Source organism: Ezakiella massiliensis (assembly GCF_059862345.1).
The window spans coordinates 204,446-223,471 of the sequence record NZ_JCBCEO010000001.1; the positions used below are offsets into that span (position 1 = coordinate 204,446).

At 36.4% G+C, this 19,026-nt stretch carries 15 protein-coding genes; 11 read left to right on the forward strand and 4 right to left on the reverse strand.

The genetic code is table 11. The features are described from left to right. Positions 1-95: 95 nt before the first annotated feature. The 3 genes from AC6FXG_RS00960 to AC6FXG_RS00970 all read right to left on the reverse strand — a co-directional run bounded on the left by AC6FXG_RS00960 (position 96) and on the right by AC6FXG_RS00970 (position 7,437). Complete coding sequence (locus AC6FXG_RS00960; RefSeq protein ID WP_500571204.1) at positions 96-3,485, reverse strand: S-layer homology domain-containing protein; 3,390 nt, start codon at positions 3,483-3,485, stop codon at positions 96-98. 249 nt (positions 3,486-3,734) lie between these two features. Beyond that, on the reverse strand, positions 3,735-4,325 hold the full coding sequence (rpsD, locus tag AC6FXG_RS00965; RefSeq protein WP_500571205.1) for a 30S ribosomal protein S4: 591 nt from the start codon (positions 4,323-4,325) through the stop codon (positions 3,735-3,737). 151 nt (positions 4,326-4,476) lie between these two features. Then, complete coding sequence (locus AC6FXG_RS00970; protein ID WP_500571206.1) at positions 4,477-7,437, reverse strand: penicillin-binding protein 1A; 2,961 nt, start codon at positions 7,435-7,437, stop codon at positions 4,477-4,479. Positions 7,438-7,637: 200 nt separating this feature from the next. On the opposite strand from AC6FXG_RS00970, the gene AC6FXG_RS00975 reads away from it, so the two are divergent. From AC6FXG_RS00975 to AC6FXG_RS01025, 11 genes are all read left to right on the forward strand, one after another. Next, a complete protein-coding gene (locus AC6FXG_RS00975; RefSeq protein ID WP_103143222.1) occupies positions 7,638-7,889 on the forward strand; it encodes an IreB family regulatory phosphoprotein in 252 nt (83 codons plus the stop codon). Then, positions 7,882-8,298 (forward strand): Holliday junction resolvase RuvX, encoded by a 417-nt coding sequence (gene ruvX / locus AC6FXG_RS00980; protein WP_500571207.1) that lies wholly within the window; start codon positions 7,882-7,884, stop codon positions 8,296-8,298. The genes AC6FXG_RS00975 and ruvX overlap by 8 nt, the downstream gene beginning before the upstream one ends. A gap of 8 nt (positions 8,299-8,306) precedes the next feature. Continuing rightward, entirely contained in the window at positions 8,307-8,552 is a 246-nt protein-coding gene (locus tag AC6FXG_RS00985) for a hypothetical protein (protein ID WP_500571208.1), read from the forward strand. 15 nt (positions 8,553-8,567) lie between these two features. Further along, on the forward strand, positions 8,568-10,220 hold the full coding sequence (locus AC6FXG_RS00990) for a ribonuclease J (protein WP_075573774.1): 1,653 nt from the start codon (positions 8,568-8,570) through the stop codon (positions 10,218-10,220). 24 nt (positions 10,221-10,244) lie between these two features. Beyond that, entirely contained in the window at positions 10,245-10,736 is a 492-nt protein-coding gene (locus tag AC6FXG_RS00995) for a QueT transporter family protein (RefSeq protein WP_083427712.1), read from the forward strand. After that, positions 10,736-11,773: an endolytic transglycosylase MltG gene (mltG, locus tag AC6FXG_RS01000; protein WP_500571209.1), complete on the forward strand. Its 1,038-nt coding sequence runs from the start codon at positions 10,736-10,738 to the stop codon at positions 11,771-11,773. Before AC6FXG_RS00995 ends, mltG begins: the two co-directional genes overlap by 1 nt. Beyond that, positions 11,770-12,981 (forward strand): peptidase U32 family protein, encoded by a 1,212-nt coding sequence (locus tag AC6FXG_RS01005; protein WP_500571210.1) that lies wholly within the window; start codon positions 11,770-11,772, stop codon positions 12,979-12,981. The genes mltG and AC6FXG_RS01005 overlap by 4 nt, the downstream gene beginning before the upstream one ends. Further along, positions 12,978-13,601 carry a uridine kinase gene (gene udk / locus AC6FXG_RS01010; protein ID WP_075573770.1) on the forward strand — a complete coding sequence of 208 codons (624 nt, stop codon included), beginning with the start codon at positions 12,978-12,980 and terminating at the stop codon, positions 13,599-13,601. The genes AC6FXG_RS01005 and udk overlap by 4 nt, the downstream gene beginning before the upstream one ends. 2 nt (positions 13,602-13,603) lie before the next feature. Then, positions 13,604-14,899 (forward strand): GspE/PulE family protein, encoded by a 1,296-nt coding sequence (locus tag AC6FXG_RS01015; protein ID WP_500571211.1) that lies wholly within the window; start codon positions 13,604-13,606, stop codon positions 14,897-14,899. After that, entirely contained in the window at positions 14,889-16,019 is a 1,131-nt protein-coding gene (locus tag AC6FXG_RS01020; RefSeq protein WP_500571212.1) for a type II secretion system F family protein, read from the forward strand. Before AC6FXG_RS01015 ends, AC6FXG_RS01020 begins: the two co-directional genes overlap by 11 nt. 64 nt (positions 16,020-16,083) lie before the next feature. Continuing rightward, on the forward strand, positions 16,084-17,553 hold the full coding sequence (locus tag AC6FXG_RS01025; RefSeq protein WP_500571213.1) for a VanW family protein: 1,470 nt from the start codon (positions 16,084-16,086) through the stop codon (positions 17,551-17,553). Here AC6FXG_RS01025 and AC6FXG_RS01030 read toward each other — a convergent pair. Continuing rightward, complete coding sequence (locus AC6FXG_RS01030; RefSeq protein ID WP_500571214.1) at positions 17,542-18,990, reverse strand: hypothetical protein; 1,449 nt, start codon at positions 18,988-18,990, stop codon at positions 17,542-17,544. The genes AC6FXG_RS01025 and AC6FXG_RS01030 overlap by 12 nt on opposite strands. Positions 18,991-19,026: the final 36 nt, after the last annotated feature.

A 19,026-nucleotide genomic window follows, 5' to 3' on the forward strand; every position in this document is an offset into this window, starting at 1 on the left:
GCCCTAGGGCGTTTTTTTAATAGATAAATTTAAAAATAATCTTAAATATATACAAAAAAAAGAACTCCCGCCGGGGAGTTCTTTTAATATAAAACTTATTTCATTTTTGTATCGTATACGATCTTCAACCAAGTTTCATACAAGGTGCTAACAACTCTTTCATATTCGTGAGTGTTTGCAGCTTCCATAATTTCATAGTAAGCCCAATGTCTTTCATCAATATCTGTGAAGTGAATCAAGTCCTGTCTTACCAATGATAAACCGTCGGAATCTACACCGCGATTTGCATATTTATTTAGGATCTTTGTGGCTTCAGCCCTTTGGATAGGAGCATCAGGTTTAAAAGTACCATCTAAATATCCATTGATCAAACCATTGCCATAAGCTTGGTTAATCGCAGCTTCATAAATGTGTCCCTTGATATCTTCAAAAGGAGCAACCTCGTCATTGTGCCTGTCTATATAATAGAGGGCTCTTGCAAATTCGCCCCTGGTGATTGGCTCATGAGGACGGAAGTTGCCATTGGCATCCGCAAACATTAAATTCTTTGCAACAACAGCATTAATAGCTGTGTTGTACCAAGCGGATGGAGTGTCAGGGAAGTTTGGCTTGTCAGCATTTATCATATCCAAGTTTGCCAAGCGAGCAATCAATGCTGCAGCTTCACATCTTGTGATAAAACCTTCTGGACGAACAGTTCCATCTACATAACCATAAAGATATCTTTCGTGGAAACCTCTTTCGAGTTCTTGGCCTGGTTTTTCTTCTGGTTTTTCTACTGGTTTCTCAACAGGTTTTTCACTAGGATTGAAATAATCTTCTGGTGGATAATCCCATGGACTTGGACCAGGGTAATCTCCAGGGTTAGGATTTGGATTATTTCCAGGATTTGTTCCTGGATTGTCAGTACCTGGATCATTGCCAGGATTTGGTTCAGGATTTGGTACTGCTGTAGAAGTAGCTGTGGCTGTGAAGATATTATTATCAGATGATACTACAAAATTATTGGCATTGTTGGCATCTTGGCCCTTCCATACTGGATTTTCATATCCATCATCAGCTTTATCATCAATTAGTTCAAAAATAGTTTTTTGTAGAGTTGGATGTTTGTAATCTGAGAGGTTAGTACCAGGTTTTACCTTATATTCTTTGTAAAGTACTGGACTGTTTTTGTCACCTTTTGTTGTCTTTGTAACTTCTCCAGTGTTTAGATCTTTATCTTCTACTTTTACGCCTTCGCCAAGTTTAAATTGAACATCTAAGGCATTTGTTGGAACCTTATCTTTTCTATTCATGTTAGTTACATGGTTGCTAACATATAGGGTTTGATCTGCTACTTCTAATGATGAACCGTCATCAAAAGTAACTTTGATTGTTCCTGGAAAATCTCCTTCAGCACTTGTGTTTCTTGTAGTATCAGTAAAACTTGTTCCATCTTTATCTAAAAGTTTTTTAACTTCAGTTTCATTATTAGAATCTTTAGCCTTTACGCCTTCTTTCCAATTGAGCTCATCTCCAACCCATTTTTTCATATCAACAGGGTCGAGTCCACCTAAGTCTTTAACTTTTTGAGCTTTTGATAAAGTGACATTACCTTCAGTTGAATCTAATGGTCCTTCTTCAGTTGTAAGTCCACCGATATCAGTTACAGTTGCTGTTATCTTAGAGTCACCTTGAATTTTAGATGTTGGAAGAGTGATTACTCCTTTATCAGTTACAGTTACTTCATTATCATCTGTTGACCAGGCTCCTTGGTCATTTTTCGTAGCTGTAAGCGTTTTATTTTTACCATCTGTTCCAGTATAAGTCACAACTATTTTTTGAGCGTCTGTATCTTTTTCGTTAGGAGTAATTGTTATTTCAGGTTTATCAGCATCGTGAGCCAGAGTTGGGGCGTCTGGTTTGATATTTTTTACAAGGTCTTTGGCCTGAATTGTTATTTTTGGTTGAGCTCCTTCTACTACCTTATATGAACCATCTGCATTTATTTCTGGAACAAATTTATAACCATTGTTCGGGTCCCAAGTACCTGCTACATCATTACCGCTAAATATCTTGACATTGCCGCTGTCATCAAATTGTATGACTGCAGGTACTCCATCCCAGTCTCCAGTTCCGTTTGGTAGTTTAGATACGCCATCTACTGTATATGCCGTTTTAATGGTTTCAATAATTTTTCCCTTGTCAGCATCAGTTAGTTTTTTTGGATCTTTAACTTCTGTTTTCTTTGGCGTTGGTGCTATTACAATAGTTTTAGAACAAGATTTGAATTTATGGGGTTCTTTTACTGTAACACCAACTGCTTGATCAAGTTTTAAGTCAGGGTTTGGAATTGTATATGTGAATTCTCCTGTTGTGCTATCTACTACTGCATCTACTGGCTTAGATGTGTCTTTGTCAACTGAACAACTCCCTCCATCACAATAGCTACCTTTAACCGCATCGCTAAGTTTAAGGATTATTTGTACTTTTATGCCGTCAAATGGTTCTTCTCCTGCTAATTGTCCCTTAATTACATTGTCTACAACTGTAATATTGTCAAGATCAGCTCCCATTGAAGTTTCTGTAACTTGTCTTATAGTCAAACCTGTAGCTTCAATTTTACCTGCTGTCGAACCATCAGTATAAGTTACTTCATAATAAGCATGGTCAGTGCCATCAATAGAAAACTTAACAGATTTAATATCGCTAGCTATTGCAGGGTTTGCATCTTTCAACATTTGAACAGCTTCTGCTTGTTCGTCATCATTAACTTGGTTGGATGAAGTTTGTTCTATCCAAATTTCACCTGTAGGCATTGTAAGAGTAACTGTAGATGCCTTAGATGGTTCTGCATTTGCGGTTGTTTCTGAAGATTTTTGCCCATCAAATTCTTGATAAGCAGTAACCACATCTCCTTCAGCAATAGTAACTCCAGAAGGTAAGTTTACCTTCCATGTTGTTCCACTTTTAGGTGTAACGGATACAGTGGCTTTTTCATTCCCACTACTATCCTTTAATGTTAAATGAATTGTTCCTCTTGCATTTTTGCCATTAATTTTACCTCTGTGTAAATTGCCTCCAGAGATAGTACTTGTTCCAATAAATGCTTTTGTAATTGTCGGTGCTTCTATATCACCTGCACCTACTGCTTCTGGCTTTACTTCATCTGAGATCTCAAGTCCATCGTTTTCAGATTCATCAGCATCTTCTTCGATAGTTTTTTCTCCCTCAGCATTTTCCGAAGTATTTTCTGAATTTTCATCCTCTTCAGTTGGCTTTGTTTGGTCCTCTGGAATTTCTTCTTGAGGTTTTGTATTTTCGTCCTCTAGATTTTCATCTGCAGGGGCTTCTGTTTCTTCGACTACTGGGGTGGAAGGGTCCACCTGTGGGTCTGGTTCATCAGCTTGGATCAAGCTGGTGAAGTTTGACAGCACTAATAAAAAGGCTAGGGCATAGGTCCATAGGTTTTTAATAATGCTTTTGTGTGTTCTTGTTTTTTTCATTTTTTCTCTTGCTCCTTTTCATATATGTTATTTTCTTCTTTAACTAATTTAACTATATCTTGTAATTGTTTACGGGTTTTTATTTTTCCCTTATATTCTTATTATAATAGGTAATTATATAATTTACAAGCTTTTTACTAGGATTTTGTCAAGATTTTATTTTATTTTTGTCCAATAAGTTTTGCTTGGAGATTTTTTCATTTAAAAATATTTTTTGCATAAAAAAATAACTCCACGAGGGAGTTATTTTTAGTGTGAATAGTATTCAACAACAAGAACGTCTTGAATTTCAACTGGGATTTCATCTCTTTCTGGAGATTTGACAAGCTTAGCTGAAAATTTGTTTTCATCCTTTGTAATGTATGGATATGGGGAAGCTTGGCCAGCGAAATTTTCTTTGAACATTTCGTTTGAACGGCTTTTTTCTCTGAGAGAGATTTCATCACCAACTTCGATTTGATAGCTTGGACGGTCAATTTTGTGTCCGTTTACATGGATGTGTCCGTGTACTACCATTTGTCTTGCTTGACGAATTGATGATGCAAAGCCAGCTCTGTAAACCATGTTGTCTAGTCTTGTTTCAAGAAGTTTAACAAGTGCGTGACCTGTTTGTTCTTTTGATTTTCTTGCCTTGTCAAAGTACATTAGCATTTGATTTTCTGGTACTTGATAGTAGGCTCTGAGTCTTTGCTTTTCTAGGAGTTGTTCACCGTAGTTTGATAATTTTTTATCAGAACGTGCAGCTCCTTTTTTCATTCCATTGTTTGCTTTTGGAAGGTTAAATACATTAAGACCTAAACGTCTTACTACCTTCACTCTTGGTCCGTAAAAACTACTCATAATATTGAATCACCTTTCCTTAATTGGATTTGCCGCGGTATTCATTGTTTATTATAGACTATGTGTCAGATATTGTCAACACTTTTTGTGGAATTTAAAAAAATAACTGCTCTTTTTTAAAAAGCAGTTATTAATAAATTTTATTTAATTTTTATTGCAACAAATCTATTGTGCCGGGCGGTTCTTTTTGATCTTCGTTTTCATCCTGGTTTTCGTGGTTTGTATCAGGTGTGTCAGTGTTATTTTCGTTTTCGTTATTATTGTTATTGAGGAAATCATTTATATCAAATTCATCGTCGCCGCCCGGATTTAATATATCGATTATTTCGCTTTCGCCAGTATTTGATTCGTTGTGAATGTCACAAGTTTTACTTGGGACACGGTATTGCATGTCGCTTGGTATAACTCCGCCGTGGGATTCTGGATCGTAGGGCGGAGTGGTCTGTACGCGGACGACTTTTTCTCTTGTTTCCTCTGGGCAGAATTCATTTGCCAGCATGTTGGATTCGGTACAGATTTCAACTTCTACGTGAGCGTCGCAGGCTTCTGTCGGCTCTGTCCCTTTGACAAATATTTCAGTGATTACAGTTCCGCGAGGGTCGCCAGTACAAAATTCGTTTGGACTTTTGCCAGACATGGTACATACTGATGCACGGACAATGCCTTCGGGTTCTTTGAATTGGGTTACGCTTGGCAGGCCTTCGTGGACTTGGCTCATTACGTATTGGAATAATTGAGCAGCGATCATTGAGTTTTGTTTCATGGTGATCTTTGGACTGTCACTGCCGATCCACGTACTTGCAGCATAGTAATCGGTGAAGCCTGAGAACCAAAGGTCAGCTGTGTATTGAGTGGTACCAGTTTTACCTGCAACTACTTGGCCAGGAATTTGGGCCCTGGTTCCAAGCCCGCGAGTAACAACTGTTCTTAAAATATCTTTCATTACATAAGCGGTTTGTGGCTTGGCTGCTTGTACTGGATTTTCTGTGTATTCCAAAAGGGTTGTTCCATCGTTATCAATAACTTTTGTATAGGATGTTGGTTTTAAATAAACGCCGTCATTGGCAATTGTACCAAAGGCTGCTGTAAGTGCAAGAGGGGAGAGGCCGTTTGTCATTCCACCGAGTGCCAAGCTGGATGCGTTTTCGTCGTTGACTTCTTTGTTTTCAGAAGCGGATACAAATGAATCGCGGTCTGGGTGTTCGGTATCGATGATGCCCATCCTTTCTAAATATGGGACAACTTTGTTGGTGCCCATGGCATTTAAAACTTTAACTGCACTTACGTTTATAGATTGTTCGACAGCATATCTAAGGCTGTGGATTCCTCTAAATCCTAAATACCAGTTGTTTGGCCAAATTTTTCCATTGACAACAATTGGTACGTCGTCAATTGGGCTGGCAGCAGTGTAACCATTTTCAAGGGCAGGCAAGTATACGCTTACCGGTTTTATGGTTGAGCCTGGTTGCCTGTGGCTATCTGTTGCTCTGTTTAAAAATCTGTTGCCGTCTACGTCTCTACCACCAATCATGGCTAGGATGTGGCCTGTGTGATAATCGATAATTATCATGGCAGATTGTGGTTGGGGGACGCCTTTTTTATTTCTGTAGACTTGATTTCCATCGATGTGGAGGTAGTCATCTTTATTTTTAAATAGGCTGTCGTTAGAGGCAATTGCTTTTGAGCTTATGACGATTTCGCCATTTTCAACCCAGAAGTCGTCCTTGGCAATTGGTAGGCTGCCGACGATGTGGGTGACGAGTGTCTTTTTCTCATCAATTGTATAGTAGTCCTGAATGTCTATATTTGAATTATATGCCTTTAATTTTTTGGACTTGATGCAAAGGTTGCCGTTTTCATCGTATCTCCATTCACCAGGGGCCAAATAAATATCGTCGCTATTTTGTACTATTAGGTTGTCTTTGGCTAGATAAATAAAATTACCATTTGAGTCGACTAGATTTGCGTATGCATCGGATGTGGTGTCCAAAATAATAGGTGCCCTCATATTATTGGTATTGCCAAATAGGATTTCAACAAAATTTTTGTAGGCATCTTCCATTATTTTTTGGTAGCCGACATTAATTGTAGAATAAATTTGAATGCCACCGTAGAAGATTTTGTTTTGGGCAATTTTTTTGCTCCATCCATACTTGTCCATGAGGTCTTGCTCAACTTGCTTTAAGACATAGTCGGTAAAGTAGTTGGTAATGTCAGTTGTTTTAGTTTCACCAGGCTTGATGAGAGCTTTTCTATCAACGCTCATGGCTTGGTTGTATTCCTCTTGGGTAATTTTGCCGTACTTTAACATTTGAGAGAGTACGACATCGGTTCTTTTTTCGTTTTCTTCGTTATAAACGAGGACGTAATTTTGATTTAAGAGTTCAATAAAGCCAACTTTTTCCATGGTGTTTGGATCAAAGTTTTCTGGGCTGACTCTCTTGTATGGTGGATACTTGGTAGGGGATTTAACAACTCCTGCAAGCATAGCACACTCAACTAGGTTTAAGTCCTTGGCTGATTTTGAAAAATAAGTTTGAGCAGCTTCTTCGACTCCGTAAGCGTTTTGGCCAAGGGAGACGGTATTTAAATAAGCCTCAATGGTTTGATCTTTTGACATCTTCTTTTCAAGATCAATTGACATTGTGATTTCGTGAATCTTACGCTTTAATTTTCTTTCATTTGTAAGGTAAGTATTTTTTACAAGTTGCTGGGTGATAGTAGATCCACCACGCAATTGACCACTTGAAAATGCATCGCGAAAACTAGCCATGATACCTATTAGGTCCACGCCGTCATGCTCGTAGAATCTTTCGTCCTCGATAGCAAGGAAGGCTTGGATTAATTGCTTTGGCATTTGTTCGATGCCAATGACAGTCCTGTATTCAGCGGTCTCAACTTTTTCTATTAAATTACCATCTAAATCATAAATTTTTGAAGTTTCGGTTAGGTTGTTGGCAATTATATTTGGATCAACCTCATCGACTTCTTTCATAATGCTAACTACAGACAGTGCAAGCAAGCTTCCCAATATAATACTTACAATTAATGCAATATATATAATGTAAACTATTAGCTTGCCAGGTGTTAGCACCTTATTTCTATGTGGCATATAAGTCTCCTTTTATATCAATAAATATAGGCTAATTATAACACAAAAAATATTATTTTTCAAAAAAATTAAATTTATTGTTGCCACTTGTAAAATTGTCTTTGAATTTGTATTTTAAAAAAATATTCGACATTGATTTAAAAATATGGTATAATTATTGCAATGGATATGCTGAAAATAATTTAACAGAGGTGATAGATATGGATTTTGATCAAACAATGAGATTTGTTTCAAAGAAGGATACAGATTCCGAGCCAAGAGAAATTTTGGAAAAAGTTTACAGGGCGCTCGAAGATAAAGGTTATCAACCAGTAAATCAAATTATAGGATACTTCTTGTCTGGAGATCCAACATATATAACTAGTCATAACAATGCCAGAAATGAAATTGTCAAGATGGAAAGAGATGAATTGTTAGAAGCAATACTTAAGGAGTACTTGAATATTGAATAAAACAATTCTGGGACTAGATATAGGCGATAGCACGATTGGAGTAGCCGCTAGTGATCCTAGCGGTACTATTTGCGTGCCAGTTGGCGTTATAAAAAGAAAATCAAAAGTAGAGGACATGGCTGAGCTTCAAAAGATTATTGAAGAGCGAAATGTGGGTGCTATTGTAATAGGACTGCCACTCGATATAAATGGTGAGCTTGGTCCTCAAGCGAAAAAAGTTAAGAAGTACACCTCTAATATTCGTAAGGCTACTGATTGTGAAATTGTTTTTGTCGATGAGAGATTTACATCTAGGATGGCAAACAACACACTAAGGACTTTGAATATAAAAAGAGGCAAGGAAAAGGGTTATGAAGATGCACTTGCTGCATCTTATATTTTAGAGCTATATGTTAAAAGGAATAGATAGGAGATTTTATGCCAGAGAGCTTGGCTGTTTTTAATGAAAGTGGGGAGGCTACAAACTATTTGGTGCAGGCTCGTTTTGATTTAAATGGGCAGGAGTATATTGCTATATCTTCTGCTGAGGATTTGTCAGATGAGCTCTTGTTTTTGCGCGTAGAAATTGATGGTTCTGGAAATACCATCTACACCAAACCATTTCCCATGGAAACTAGAAAGTTAGAAGAAAAGTATAAGAGTATTAAAAAATTATTAAATTAAAATTTAGGAGGAATTATGAGTAACGGAGTAAAGATTATTCCTCTTGGAGGTCTCAAGGAGATCGGTAAAAATATAACAGCATATGAATATAAAGATCAGATTGTAGTTATCGATTGTGGAATGACCTTTCCAGGAGATGAGATGTTGGGGATTGATATTGTTATCCCCGATGTAAGTTATTTAATTGAAAACAAACACAAGGTAAAGGCGTTTTTTATAACGCACGGACATGAGGACCATATTGGGGCTATTCCTTATGTATTAAATCAAATTAATGCACCAATATACGCGACAAAATTGACCTGCGCCCTAATTAGGAATAAGGTCAAGGAATTTAATTTAGCTTTAAATATAAATGAAGTGAATTATGGGGATGTAATTGATGTGGGAGCTTTTAAGGCAGAGTTTGTAGCTGTCACTCACTCTATCCCAGATTCTGCATCCATAGCTTTATATACACCTGTTGGCACTATCTTCCAAACTGGTGACTTTAAGATTGACTTGACACCGATTGATGGAGTTAGACCTGACTTAACTCGTATAGCAGAGATTGGTAAAAAGGGAGTTTCGCTTTTGCTGGCAGATTCAACAAATGTTGAAAGACCAGGGCATACTCTAAGTGAGTCTACAATTGGCGAAACTTTTAATGAATTATTTTCCAAGGCTGACGGGAGGATTTTGGTTGCAACATTTGCTTCAAATGTGCACAGGGTCCAGCAAATTATTTCCGCTGCAGAAAAGCACGATAGGTTTGTGGCCTTGTCTGGACGATCTATGCTAAATGTAGCTAACACTGCTATTGAGATGGGATATATTAAAATAAAAGAAAAGACCTTGATTGATATTAATCAAGCTCACAATTACCCACCCAATAAGGTTTGTATTATAATGACGGGCTCACAAGGGGAGCCAATGAGTGCTCTGACAAGGATTGCAAATGATGAGCACAAGAAAATAAAATTAACAAGCAAGGATACGGTTATTATTTCAGCTAATCCAATTCCAGGAAATGAAAAATCAGTAACCGCTGTAATAAATAATTTGATGGCCAAGGATGCCAATGTAATTTATGATAAGATTGCAAACATCCACGTTTCTGGTCACGCTTGTGCAGATGAAATTAAACTTATGCACGCACTGGTAAAACCAAAGTTCTTTATGCCAGTCCATGGTGAAATAAAGCACCTTAAGACACACGCCTTGCTCGCTCAAGAAATGGGCATGGATAAGAAAGATATATTTGTTCAATCCAATGGCGATGTTTTGGAACTTACAAAAAGAAGCTTGAAGGTTGTTGACCACATTGCTAACGAAGACGTTTTAGTTGACGGTCTAGGTGTTGGTGATGTTGGAAATATCGTCCTACGCGATAGGAAACACTTATCTGAGGACGGACTTATTGTTGTTACACTTACATTGTCAGCTGACGATGGTAGAGTACTTGCAGGCCCAGATATCATTAGCCGCGGCTTTGTATATGTAAAGGAAAGTGAAGACATAATGGAATCACTTTTGAGAAAGCTAAGGTCTATAGTTCAAAGCTTGCAAGATAGAGGAATCGATGATTGGAATTCTATGAAGACTACTATAAGAGATGAGTTGCGCAAATACTTGATGAGTACGACTGGTAGAAATCCTATGATTCTAACAATCTTTACAGAGGTGTAAAAAATTTAATTTAAGGAGAGAATTATGAGATACGACACAAAATATGTAACCAAGGCTGCACTCATAGCAGCGATGTATGTGGTTCTTATTGCAATCCAAATGATTCCTGCCGCCAGTTTAACTTTTGGAGCTGTTCAGCTTCGTTTGGCGGAGGGACTCACAGTGCTTCCATTTGTTGAAGCTGCTGCTGTACCAGGAGTTTTTGTTGGCTGCTTTATCAGCAATTTGATTTTAATGGCTGTTTCAGGTTTTGGACTGGTAGACCTAATATGTGGGTCACTAGTTACACTGGTTGCTGCTATTATTACCAGAAAAGCTAAAAACAAATTTATTGCGTTTTTAAGCCCAGTTGTGCTAAATGGATTTTTAGTAAGTATTTGGGTTAGTTACTACACAGGTATTCCTTACTGGACTACTGTTTTAGGAATTATGGGAGGAGAAGCACTGAGTGTATTCATTTTTGGCTACGCAATTTTATATGTGTATGAAAGGTCAAAAATATTTAGGAGGTTTTAATGAATACAGCAGTTAAATGGATTTTAACATTTGCACTTTTACTAGCGATTGTATTTGCTGCAATATTTGGCTTTAAGGCTTATAATAAGAGTATGTATAAGCCTGTAGATATAAATGATACAAACCTTTACGAGTTTTCAATTTCCAAGGGCAGCTCTTTGAGTACGGTTGCCTCATCTTTATATGATATGAATCTTATAAAAAATGGCAGTGCTTTTATTTCAAGAGTTGAAGAGCTGGGACTTGAGTCAGAAATCCAATCAGGAAAGTTTAAACTCTCCAGGTCTATGGATGTTGATCAGGTGATAAATGAATTGACAAAAAAGCCAGAGGTAGATATGGCTGGCAGTGTTAAACTTGTAATTCCCGAAGGCTTTGAAAGAAAGCTAATTGCAGCAAGAATAGAAGAACTTGGACTTGGAAGTGCTCAAAAGTTTATGGAGCTAAGCGAGGACAAGGGTAGATATGAAGAAGAATTTGCATTTTTAAAAAGCTTGCCCCAAGGACAAAGCCTGGAAGGTTTTTTATTCCCAGCAACTTATGAGGTTTCAGCTTCTGAGGGGGAAGAAAGCATAATTAAAAGAATGCTTACTGCCTTTGAAGTGAGGATGGAGCAAAACTTCAACCAAGGATCATATAATGGTCTTGATTTAAATCAAATGATTACTCTGGCGTCGATAATCGAAAGAGAAATTAAAATTGATGATGAAAGACCTCTAGCTTCTTCTGTTTTTTATAATAGAATAAATCAAGGCATGAGGCTACAATCATGTGCAACTGTTCAATATATAATTGGTGAGAGAAAGGCTGTTTTGACAAATGAGGAGACAAAAATTGATTCTCCATACAACACTTATATAAATGAAGGTTTGCCACCAGCACCAATTGCTAGTCCGGGAATGAAATCCATTATGGCTGCTATTAATCCAGCGGATACAGAGTATTTATTTTTCGTAAAGACAGGTGAAGATGGATCTCACAGTTTTTCAAAAACCTATGAAGAACACCTGGAACATAAAAAGGATATGATAAGATGATAGAATTACTTGCACCAGCAGGAGATTTGCCTAGATTAAAGACGGCATTAGACTATGGAGCTGATGCTGTTTACCTGGGTGGAATGAGCTTTGGACTCAGAAAAGGTGCCACCAATTTTACAAAAGAAGAGATGATCGAGGGCGTGGAGTACGCTCATGAGCGTGGGAAAAAAGTTTATGTAACTTTAAATATTATTCCCCACGATGAAGATTTGGAAAATCTGGATGCCTATATAAAATTTTTATCTGATGCAAAAGTGGATGGGGTTATAGTTAGCGATCCAGGAATTATGATGAAGGTAAAAGAACTTTCTGATATGGAAATTCACATTTCCACCCAAGGTTCGGTAACCAATGCTCCAACTGCAAACTTTTGGTATCAGATGGGGGCTAGACGGATTGTTCTTGCAAGAGAGTTAAGCCTTGAAGAAATAAAAAGTATTAGAGATAATATTCCGGAGGACATGGTTCTAGAAGGTTTTTGTCACGGAGCCATGTGCATGAGTTATTCAGGCCGGTGTTTGATTTCAAGCTATATGACAGGCAGAGATCCCAACAGGGGGGATTGCGCACACCCCTGCAGATACAAATATCATTTGGTCGAAGAAAAAAGACCAGGCGAATATTTTCCAATAGAAGAAGTGGATGGCGGGACTTATATTATGAATAGTCGCGACCTAAAAACTATAGAATTTATTGATAAATTAATTGAAGCTGGTATTTATTCTTTAAAAATTGAAGGTAGAATTAAATCTGCATATTATGTTGCAACAATTGTCAGGGCTTACAGAAAAGCCATTGATGAGTATTTAAAATCACCAAGCGATTATAAGTTTGATGAAAAATACAATCAAGAAATTGAAATGACAAGTCACAGGCCCTTTACATCTGGATTTTATTTTGGGAATCCTGGAGCAGAAGGCCAGTACAACCATAGCTCTAGTTATATATCAGAGGCTCAATACAAGGGCGATGTCGTCGAAGTAAAGAACAGCAGGCTCTATGTATATTTAAAGAATGGTATAAATGAGGGCGATGAACTTGAAATTTTTGGACCAGACACCACTGACAAGGTGGTCGTAAAAGATTTAAGGGATAAGGATGGCAGGCAAATAGATAGGGCAAATGTTCCAAAGGACACTTACTCTTTTGTCTATGAAGGCCAAGCGAAAAATAATTATTTTGTAAGAAAGGTAATTGAAAAATGAAAAGACCACTTATAATCGGTATCACAGGCGGATCAGGCAGTGGCAAGTCCACAGTTGCAAAAAACATTATTAAAGAGATCCCAAAGATTAATGTCGCTATTATAAATCAAGATTCTTATTACAAGCCTCATGATGATTTGTCAATGGAGGAGAGGGCAAAGTTAAATTATGACCACCCACTTTCATTTGACAATGATTTGCTCGAACATCATTTACAAGAGCTTTTAAGGGGAAATTCTGTGGAAGTGCCGATTTATGATTTTACAATTCACACTAGATCAGAAGGTACTCTTACTGTTGAACCAAGGGATATTATTATCCTGGAAGGGCTTTTTATTCTTTATGATGAACGCATTAGAGACTTGATCGACATAAAGGTCTTTGTAGATACTGATTCAGATGTCCGCATTATAAGAAGAATTTTAAGGGACATGAAGGAAAGAGCTAGGAGTTTGGATTCTATTATTTTGCAATATATGACTACGGTAAGACCTAGTTATATTAATTTTGTTGAGCCTACAAAAAGGTTTGCAGATATAATTGTTCCTGAAGGTGGAGAAAATAAAGTGGCGATTGATCTTTTGTCTTCAAAAATAAAATCCTCTTTGGAGGAAATATAATTATGAATATTAAGTTTACACAAAAATTAGTAGACTACAATAAAATAGTCGGAGATAGGGGCTTCCTTGACCCGGCTATTTTTGTAGGCAAAGTTAAAGAACCCATCCAAGATGTCAGAGGCGTCAATGCAAAAATATATAAAATTGACGATTATATTTTGGTAGACTTTGATCACATGCCAAAGAGTAAAGAAATTGCGCTTATAGAAGATGAACACGGGCCGTTTTTGTATAGGATTGTAAAAGCTAAATCCTATGCAGGAGATGATTTGGATGCGATTTTAAAAGATGCAATTGAAATGAGGGCGACCGATATTCACTTGGAACCCAAAGAAGATAAAATGGGAATTAGATTTAGAATTGATGGGGTCTTGAAGCATATTTCTTATATGTACCAGGACTTTGATAGATTATCCAATATAATTAAAGTTAGATCTGGCATGGATACAGTCAACAAAGAAATGCAAGACGGAAGTATGGATTTCAAATTTAATTCAAAAGATCTTAGCATCAGGGTGAGCAGTGTGCCTACGCAATTTGGAGAAAAATTTGTTTTAAGATTACTTAACTCCAATCAAATTGAATTAGATTTGATTAAACTGGGCATGCCAGAAGATGTCCTTGATACTTATAAAAAGTACATTAACAAAGAAGGAATGAATTTGGTGGTTGGTCCGACTGGCAGCGGTAAGAATACAACCATGCATGCAGCATTAAAGCTTCTCCCTCATCAAGAAAAAAATATTATAAGTATAGAAGACCCAATTGAATACCGGGCAGATGACATTACTCAATTAGAAGTTGACAATTCAAGGGGGAGGACTTTTAATAAATTACTTAGGGCATCGCTCAGGCAAGACCCAGATATTATTTACATTGGAGAAATTAGGGACGAGGAGACTGCACAAGTTGCAATGAGATCAGCTATAACAGGTCATACAGTTTTTTCAACCTTGCATACAAGGGACGATAAAAATACTTATGATAGGCTTTTGGACCTGGGGGTTGAAGAATATATTTTAAAAACAGCAATCTCCACAATTATTAGCCAGCGCCTGGTTAGGACCCTCTGCGATTGTAAAATAAAAGCTGAGGATGGCCACTACATGGTAAATGGCTGTGATAAGTGCAACAACGGCTACTATGGCAGGACAGGTGTCTTTGAATTGTCTGTTGCAGATGAGGGAAGAGGAGAGTTTAGATTTAAAAAAATAATCGATAGGCAAGAGTCTTTGAGAAGATTATATGAAGAAGGCAAGATTGATTTAAAAACCTTTGAGGAAGAAAATGATATATAATTACATTGAAGAGACACAAGACGGCTACAAGCTAGGCATAGGTCCCATAGAAGAGCCACTTGATAAATATATTTCCATAAAACCCTTGATTGAAAGTAAAAGAGAAAGCTATAGGTTCTTAAAGGGGATTGAAATTTTAATTTCTCAAGGTGTAGACATCTACACTGCAGTTGGGGTTTTGAGGAATTCAGATGAATACAAAAAAGAAAGAGCGACCCTGGATAAAATTTATAAAAAAATGTCAGAGGGTCAAAGTTTTTATATGGCCTTGAAACTTTCAACCAGGTTGCCTGCTTATTATTTAAATTTAATAAAAGTTGCAGAGCTCAGCGATGATTTGCTGGAACCGATGAGAGAGGCAAATAGAATTTTAGAGAGGGGCAAGTCCGTTAAAAGAAAGGTTTTTAACGCCGTATCTTATCCTGCATTTTTGTTTTTCTTATCCTTGCTTATGCTAATTGTAATGAGCAACTTTATCCTTCCCATGTTTGCGTCGCTCTATGAAGGCTTTGACGCGGACTTACCGAAAGTGACAAAGGTGGCCATAGGAATCGGCAATGCCTTGTCAAATAATTTAATCTATGTTCTAGTAATAATTTTTATTATATATATAGGGCTTGGTTTTCTTTACATGGTCTCATATGATTTTTATATGCTGGTGGAAACCTACAAGTACAAGTATTCTTTGTTTAGAAAACTCAGACAAGATTATTTTTTAGAGGCATTTTTTAAAAAGTTTAACATTTTGTACTCTAGACTGGAAAACACCTATGCTTGCTTAAATCATATTAGCAGCTCTGAAGAAAATTTATTTTTAAGATTAAATCTTATAAAACTTACAAATGAGGTACAAGCAGGCAAAGACTTTGTAAGCATAGGAGCGGACTCTTATGTTTTTACTGAGTTCTCGACTGCACTCTTTACAGGTGTTATGACAAGCCAAGCTATGAAAGAAGTTTCGGCTAATCTGGCAGACTTATATAAAGAGTCTGTGGATAGTAGGTTGGAAAATTTAGCCAAGTGGATATCACCAATTATAACATTGATAGTTGGAGTAATTATTGGTATAATGGCTATAGGAATTGTTGCTCCAATGTTTAATTTGGCAAATATAATTTAAGTTGCATAATTATTAGCCTGTGGGGTAAATTTCATATATAAAGATTATTTTGGGAGATAAATTAATGAATAAAAAAACAATAATTACGACTTCAATTATACTTGCTCTATTAATTTTAGCAGGTGCTATATATTATTTTTACAATAGTCAAAAGGAAGAGGAGAAGAAAAGGCAAATATTATCTAGTGACTTAATTTATGATGGAATTAGCGTTGATAATATAGACTTGTCCAATAAGACCAAAGACCAAGCATTGGAAGAAGTGAAGTCAAAGGTCGAGAGTATTTTAAATAAAAATTTTAAAATTATAATTGATGAAAACACCTATGAAAGCACTTTAAAAGATCTTGGCCTGGAAATAGATTATGCAAAGGCCATAGATGATGCTTATAATTTTGGCAGAAGAGGATCTAGTGAATCTAGGCTTGCTATTATTAATGAGGCTAGGGAAAATCCTATAAACTTTGAAACTAAGACCACTATTAATTCTGATACTCTAAAGGCTTATATAGAAAATGTAAACAAACAGCTCTTGAAAGAGCCTGTTGAAGCTCATGTTGAGTTTACCGAAGAGGGTTTTAATATTGTCGAAGGCGAAAATGGAGTAGAAATAGATGCTGAAGACTTGGCAAAGAAGATTAAAGATGCAGTAAAATCTGGAGATGAGAGTGTCACAGCAGATGTCAAAGTAAAAGAAGCCAAGAATTCTAATGAAATGCTTGGAAGAATAAATGGGGTTATTGGAGAATTTCAAACTCCACTTGGCAATGGCACTCAAGGCAGGAATGAAAATATAAGATTATCTTGCAAGAGAATAAGTGACAGGGTTATTATGCCTGGAGAGAGTATTTCATTTAACGATGAGATGGGAGAGATAACCGCACAAAACGGTTACAAGATGGCCTCTACTATTGTAGGGGGAAAATATGTAGACTCTTTGGGTGGTGGCCTTTGTCAAACATCGACTACTCTTTACAATGCTCTTGTTAGGGCAGATGTAGAAATTATTGAGAGACACCCGCACTCGATTGCAGCTCCATATGTTGCAGTTGGAGCAGATGCTGCTGTGTGGAAGGGCGCTAAGGATTTAAAATTTAGAAATAATTGGGATTTCCCAATAATTATTAAATCTTGGGTCGACAACAAAAATATATATTTTAAAATATACGGCGACACCAAAGAAAAGAATTATGATATTGATTTACAAACTACAATTGTTTCAACCACACCTAGAGGACGGGTTGAAAGACAAACAGACGCACTCCAAGCAGGACAGGAAAGAGTCATTAGTGGAGGCAGGGATGGGATAAATGCTGTTTCCACAAAAATTTACAAAAAAAATGGGCAAAAGTTCAAGGAGCTAGGCTACTTGAAAAGCTCTTACCCAATGCAAAATGCTATTGTGGAAGTAGGGACAGGTGCTGTAGAGTCGGATCCAAATGCTGGTACAGAAAATCCACCTAGCGAAAATCCAGAAACTGAAGTATCAGATGTTGATGAAAATCCAGTAGACACAATCGACCTACTTCAATAAATCTATATTTAATAAGTTATTATGACTTTCAACCATTAAAGAATTTGTCTTTGCTGAGTAAAATATATTTTTACATGGCAGTTGGACAATCGTTTTAATAGATTGATTTTTATAAATCGAGAGTTTTATCGTGCTCTCGATTTTTTCTTTTATGATAAGATTATCATTTTGGTCATAGGAAATATCTTTTATATTTCCGTGCATGATTTCTTTATTCAGTCCAGATTTGAGAGAATATAGAATGATATCAAAATTATTAGATCCAGGACTTTGACTAAGATAAGAAATGAATTCACTATTGATAACTGGCTTGACTCCCTTGCCTAAGAAAGCTAGGCTGTAGTTTGAATCAATACGGTATATGAGATTTCCATCTTTGCCAATGGTTTCTATTACAAGGTCCTTGCCGTTTGTAGCTATTGATTTAATTAAAAAATTCATTTGCTTAATCTCTTCTAATTCTGAGTCTTGAAATTTAAATAATTTTGAGCTTGTGCCTTTGTTGGCTATAAAGAAAATTATGTCACCGTATACAGCAAAATCATCTGGATAAAAATCACTTAAGTCAAAGGTCTTTATATTATTGGTCTCAGGATTAAAAATATAAAATTTAGATGTCGGCTCACATGATTGAAAATATATTTGGGAAGTCTTGGGGTCTCGTTTTATATTTGTAAATTCTTTTTTAAGTTTATTTATTTTCAAACTTTCGTTTTTGGGTATATTATAGAAGTAGATGTCATCTGATTGTTTATACAAAAAGAAATCACCACTTGCAAAACCAATCGATTTATCGAAAGGTATTTTTTTTGAAATTTCAAATTTATTTTCATTTACAATTTCTTTGCTGGAATCACTGATGGTAAAACGCATGGAAGCATTTTCTTGGTCTTGATTGACTAGCGGATAATACAGGGCCCACATTAGGCCACTAGTAGTACGCATGAGCTTGATATCCAAAGGATCATATATTATACTGGGATATGTTTCTTTGATTATTGCTTTTGCGGTGTCGGTATCCATGTTTGGCCTTAAAAAATCAAAATCAGAATCCAGTCTTAATTTATAGTTTTGTTTATTGTAAGGGTTGATACCTCTTAGAACAATTTTTATAACAGGTTTTTGCAAGTTATCATTTCTTACAACAGAGCCTTTTAATTTGACTATTATTTCGTCTTCGCTTTGCTTTAAATCAAGGACTTTTATATTGGTCCTATCTGTTAGGGGGCAGACGATAGTGAGCTCGACATCTATTGAGCCCACGGGTTTCATTTCCCAGGAAATTTCATTGTTATTGTAGTCACTTATATAATCTATGGATTTCAAATCATATTCGATGGGGATATAATTAATTCCAGTTTTAGGATCATCTTTTATAAGCACATCGCATCCAGACAAAAATATTACAAGAATAAGTAAGATTAATTTTCTTTTCATTTTATCACCATATTAATTTTACATAATATATTAAAA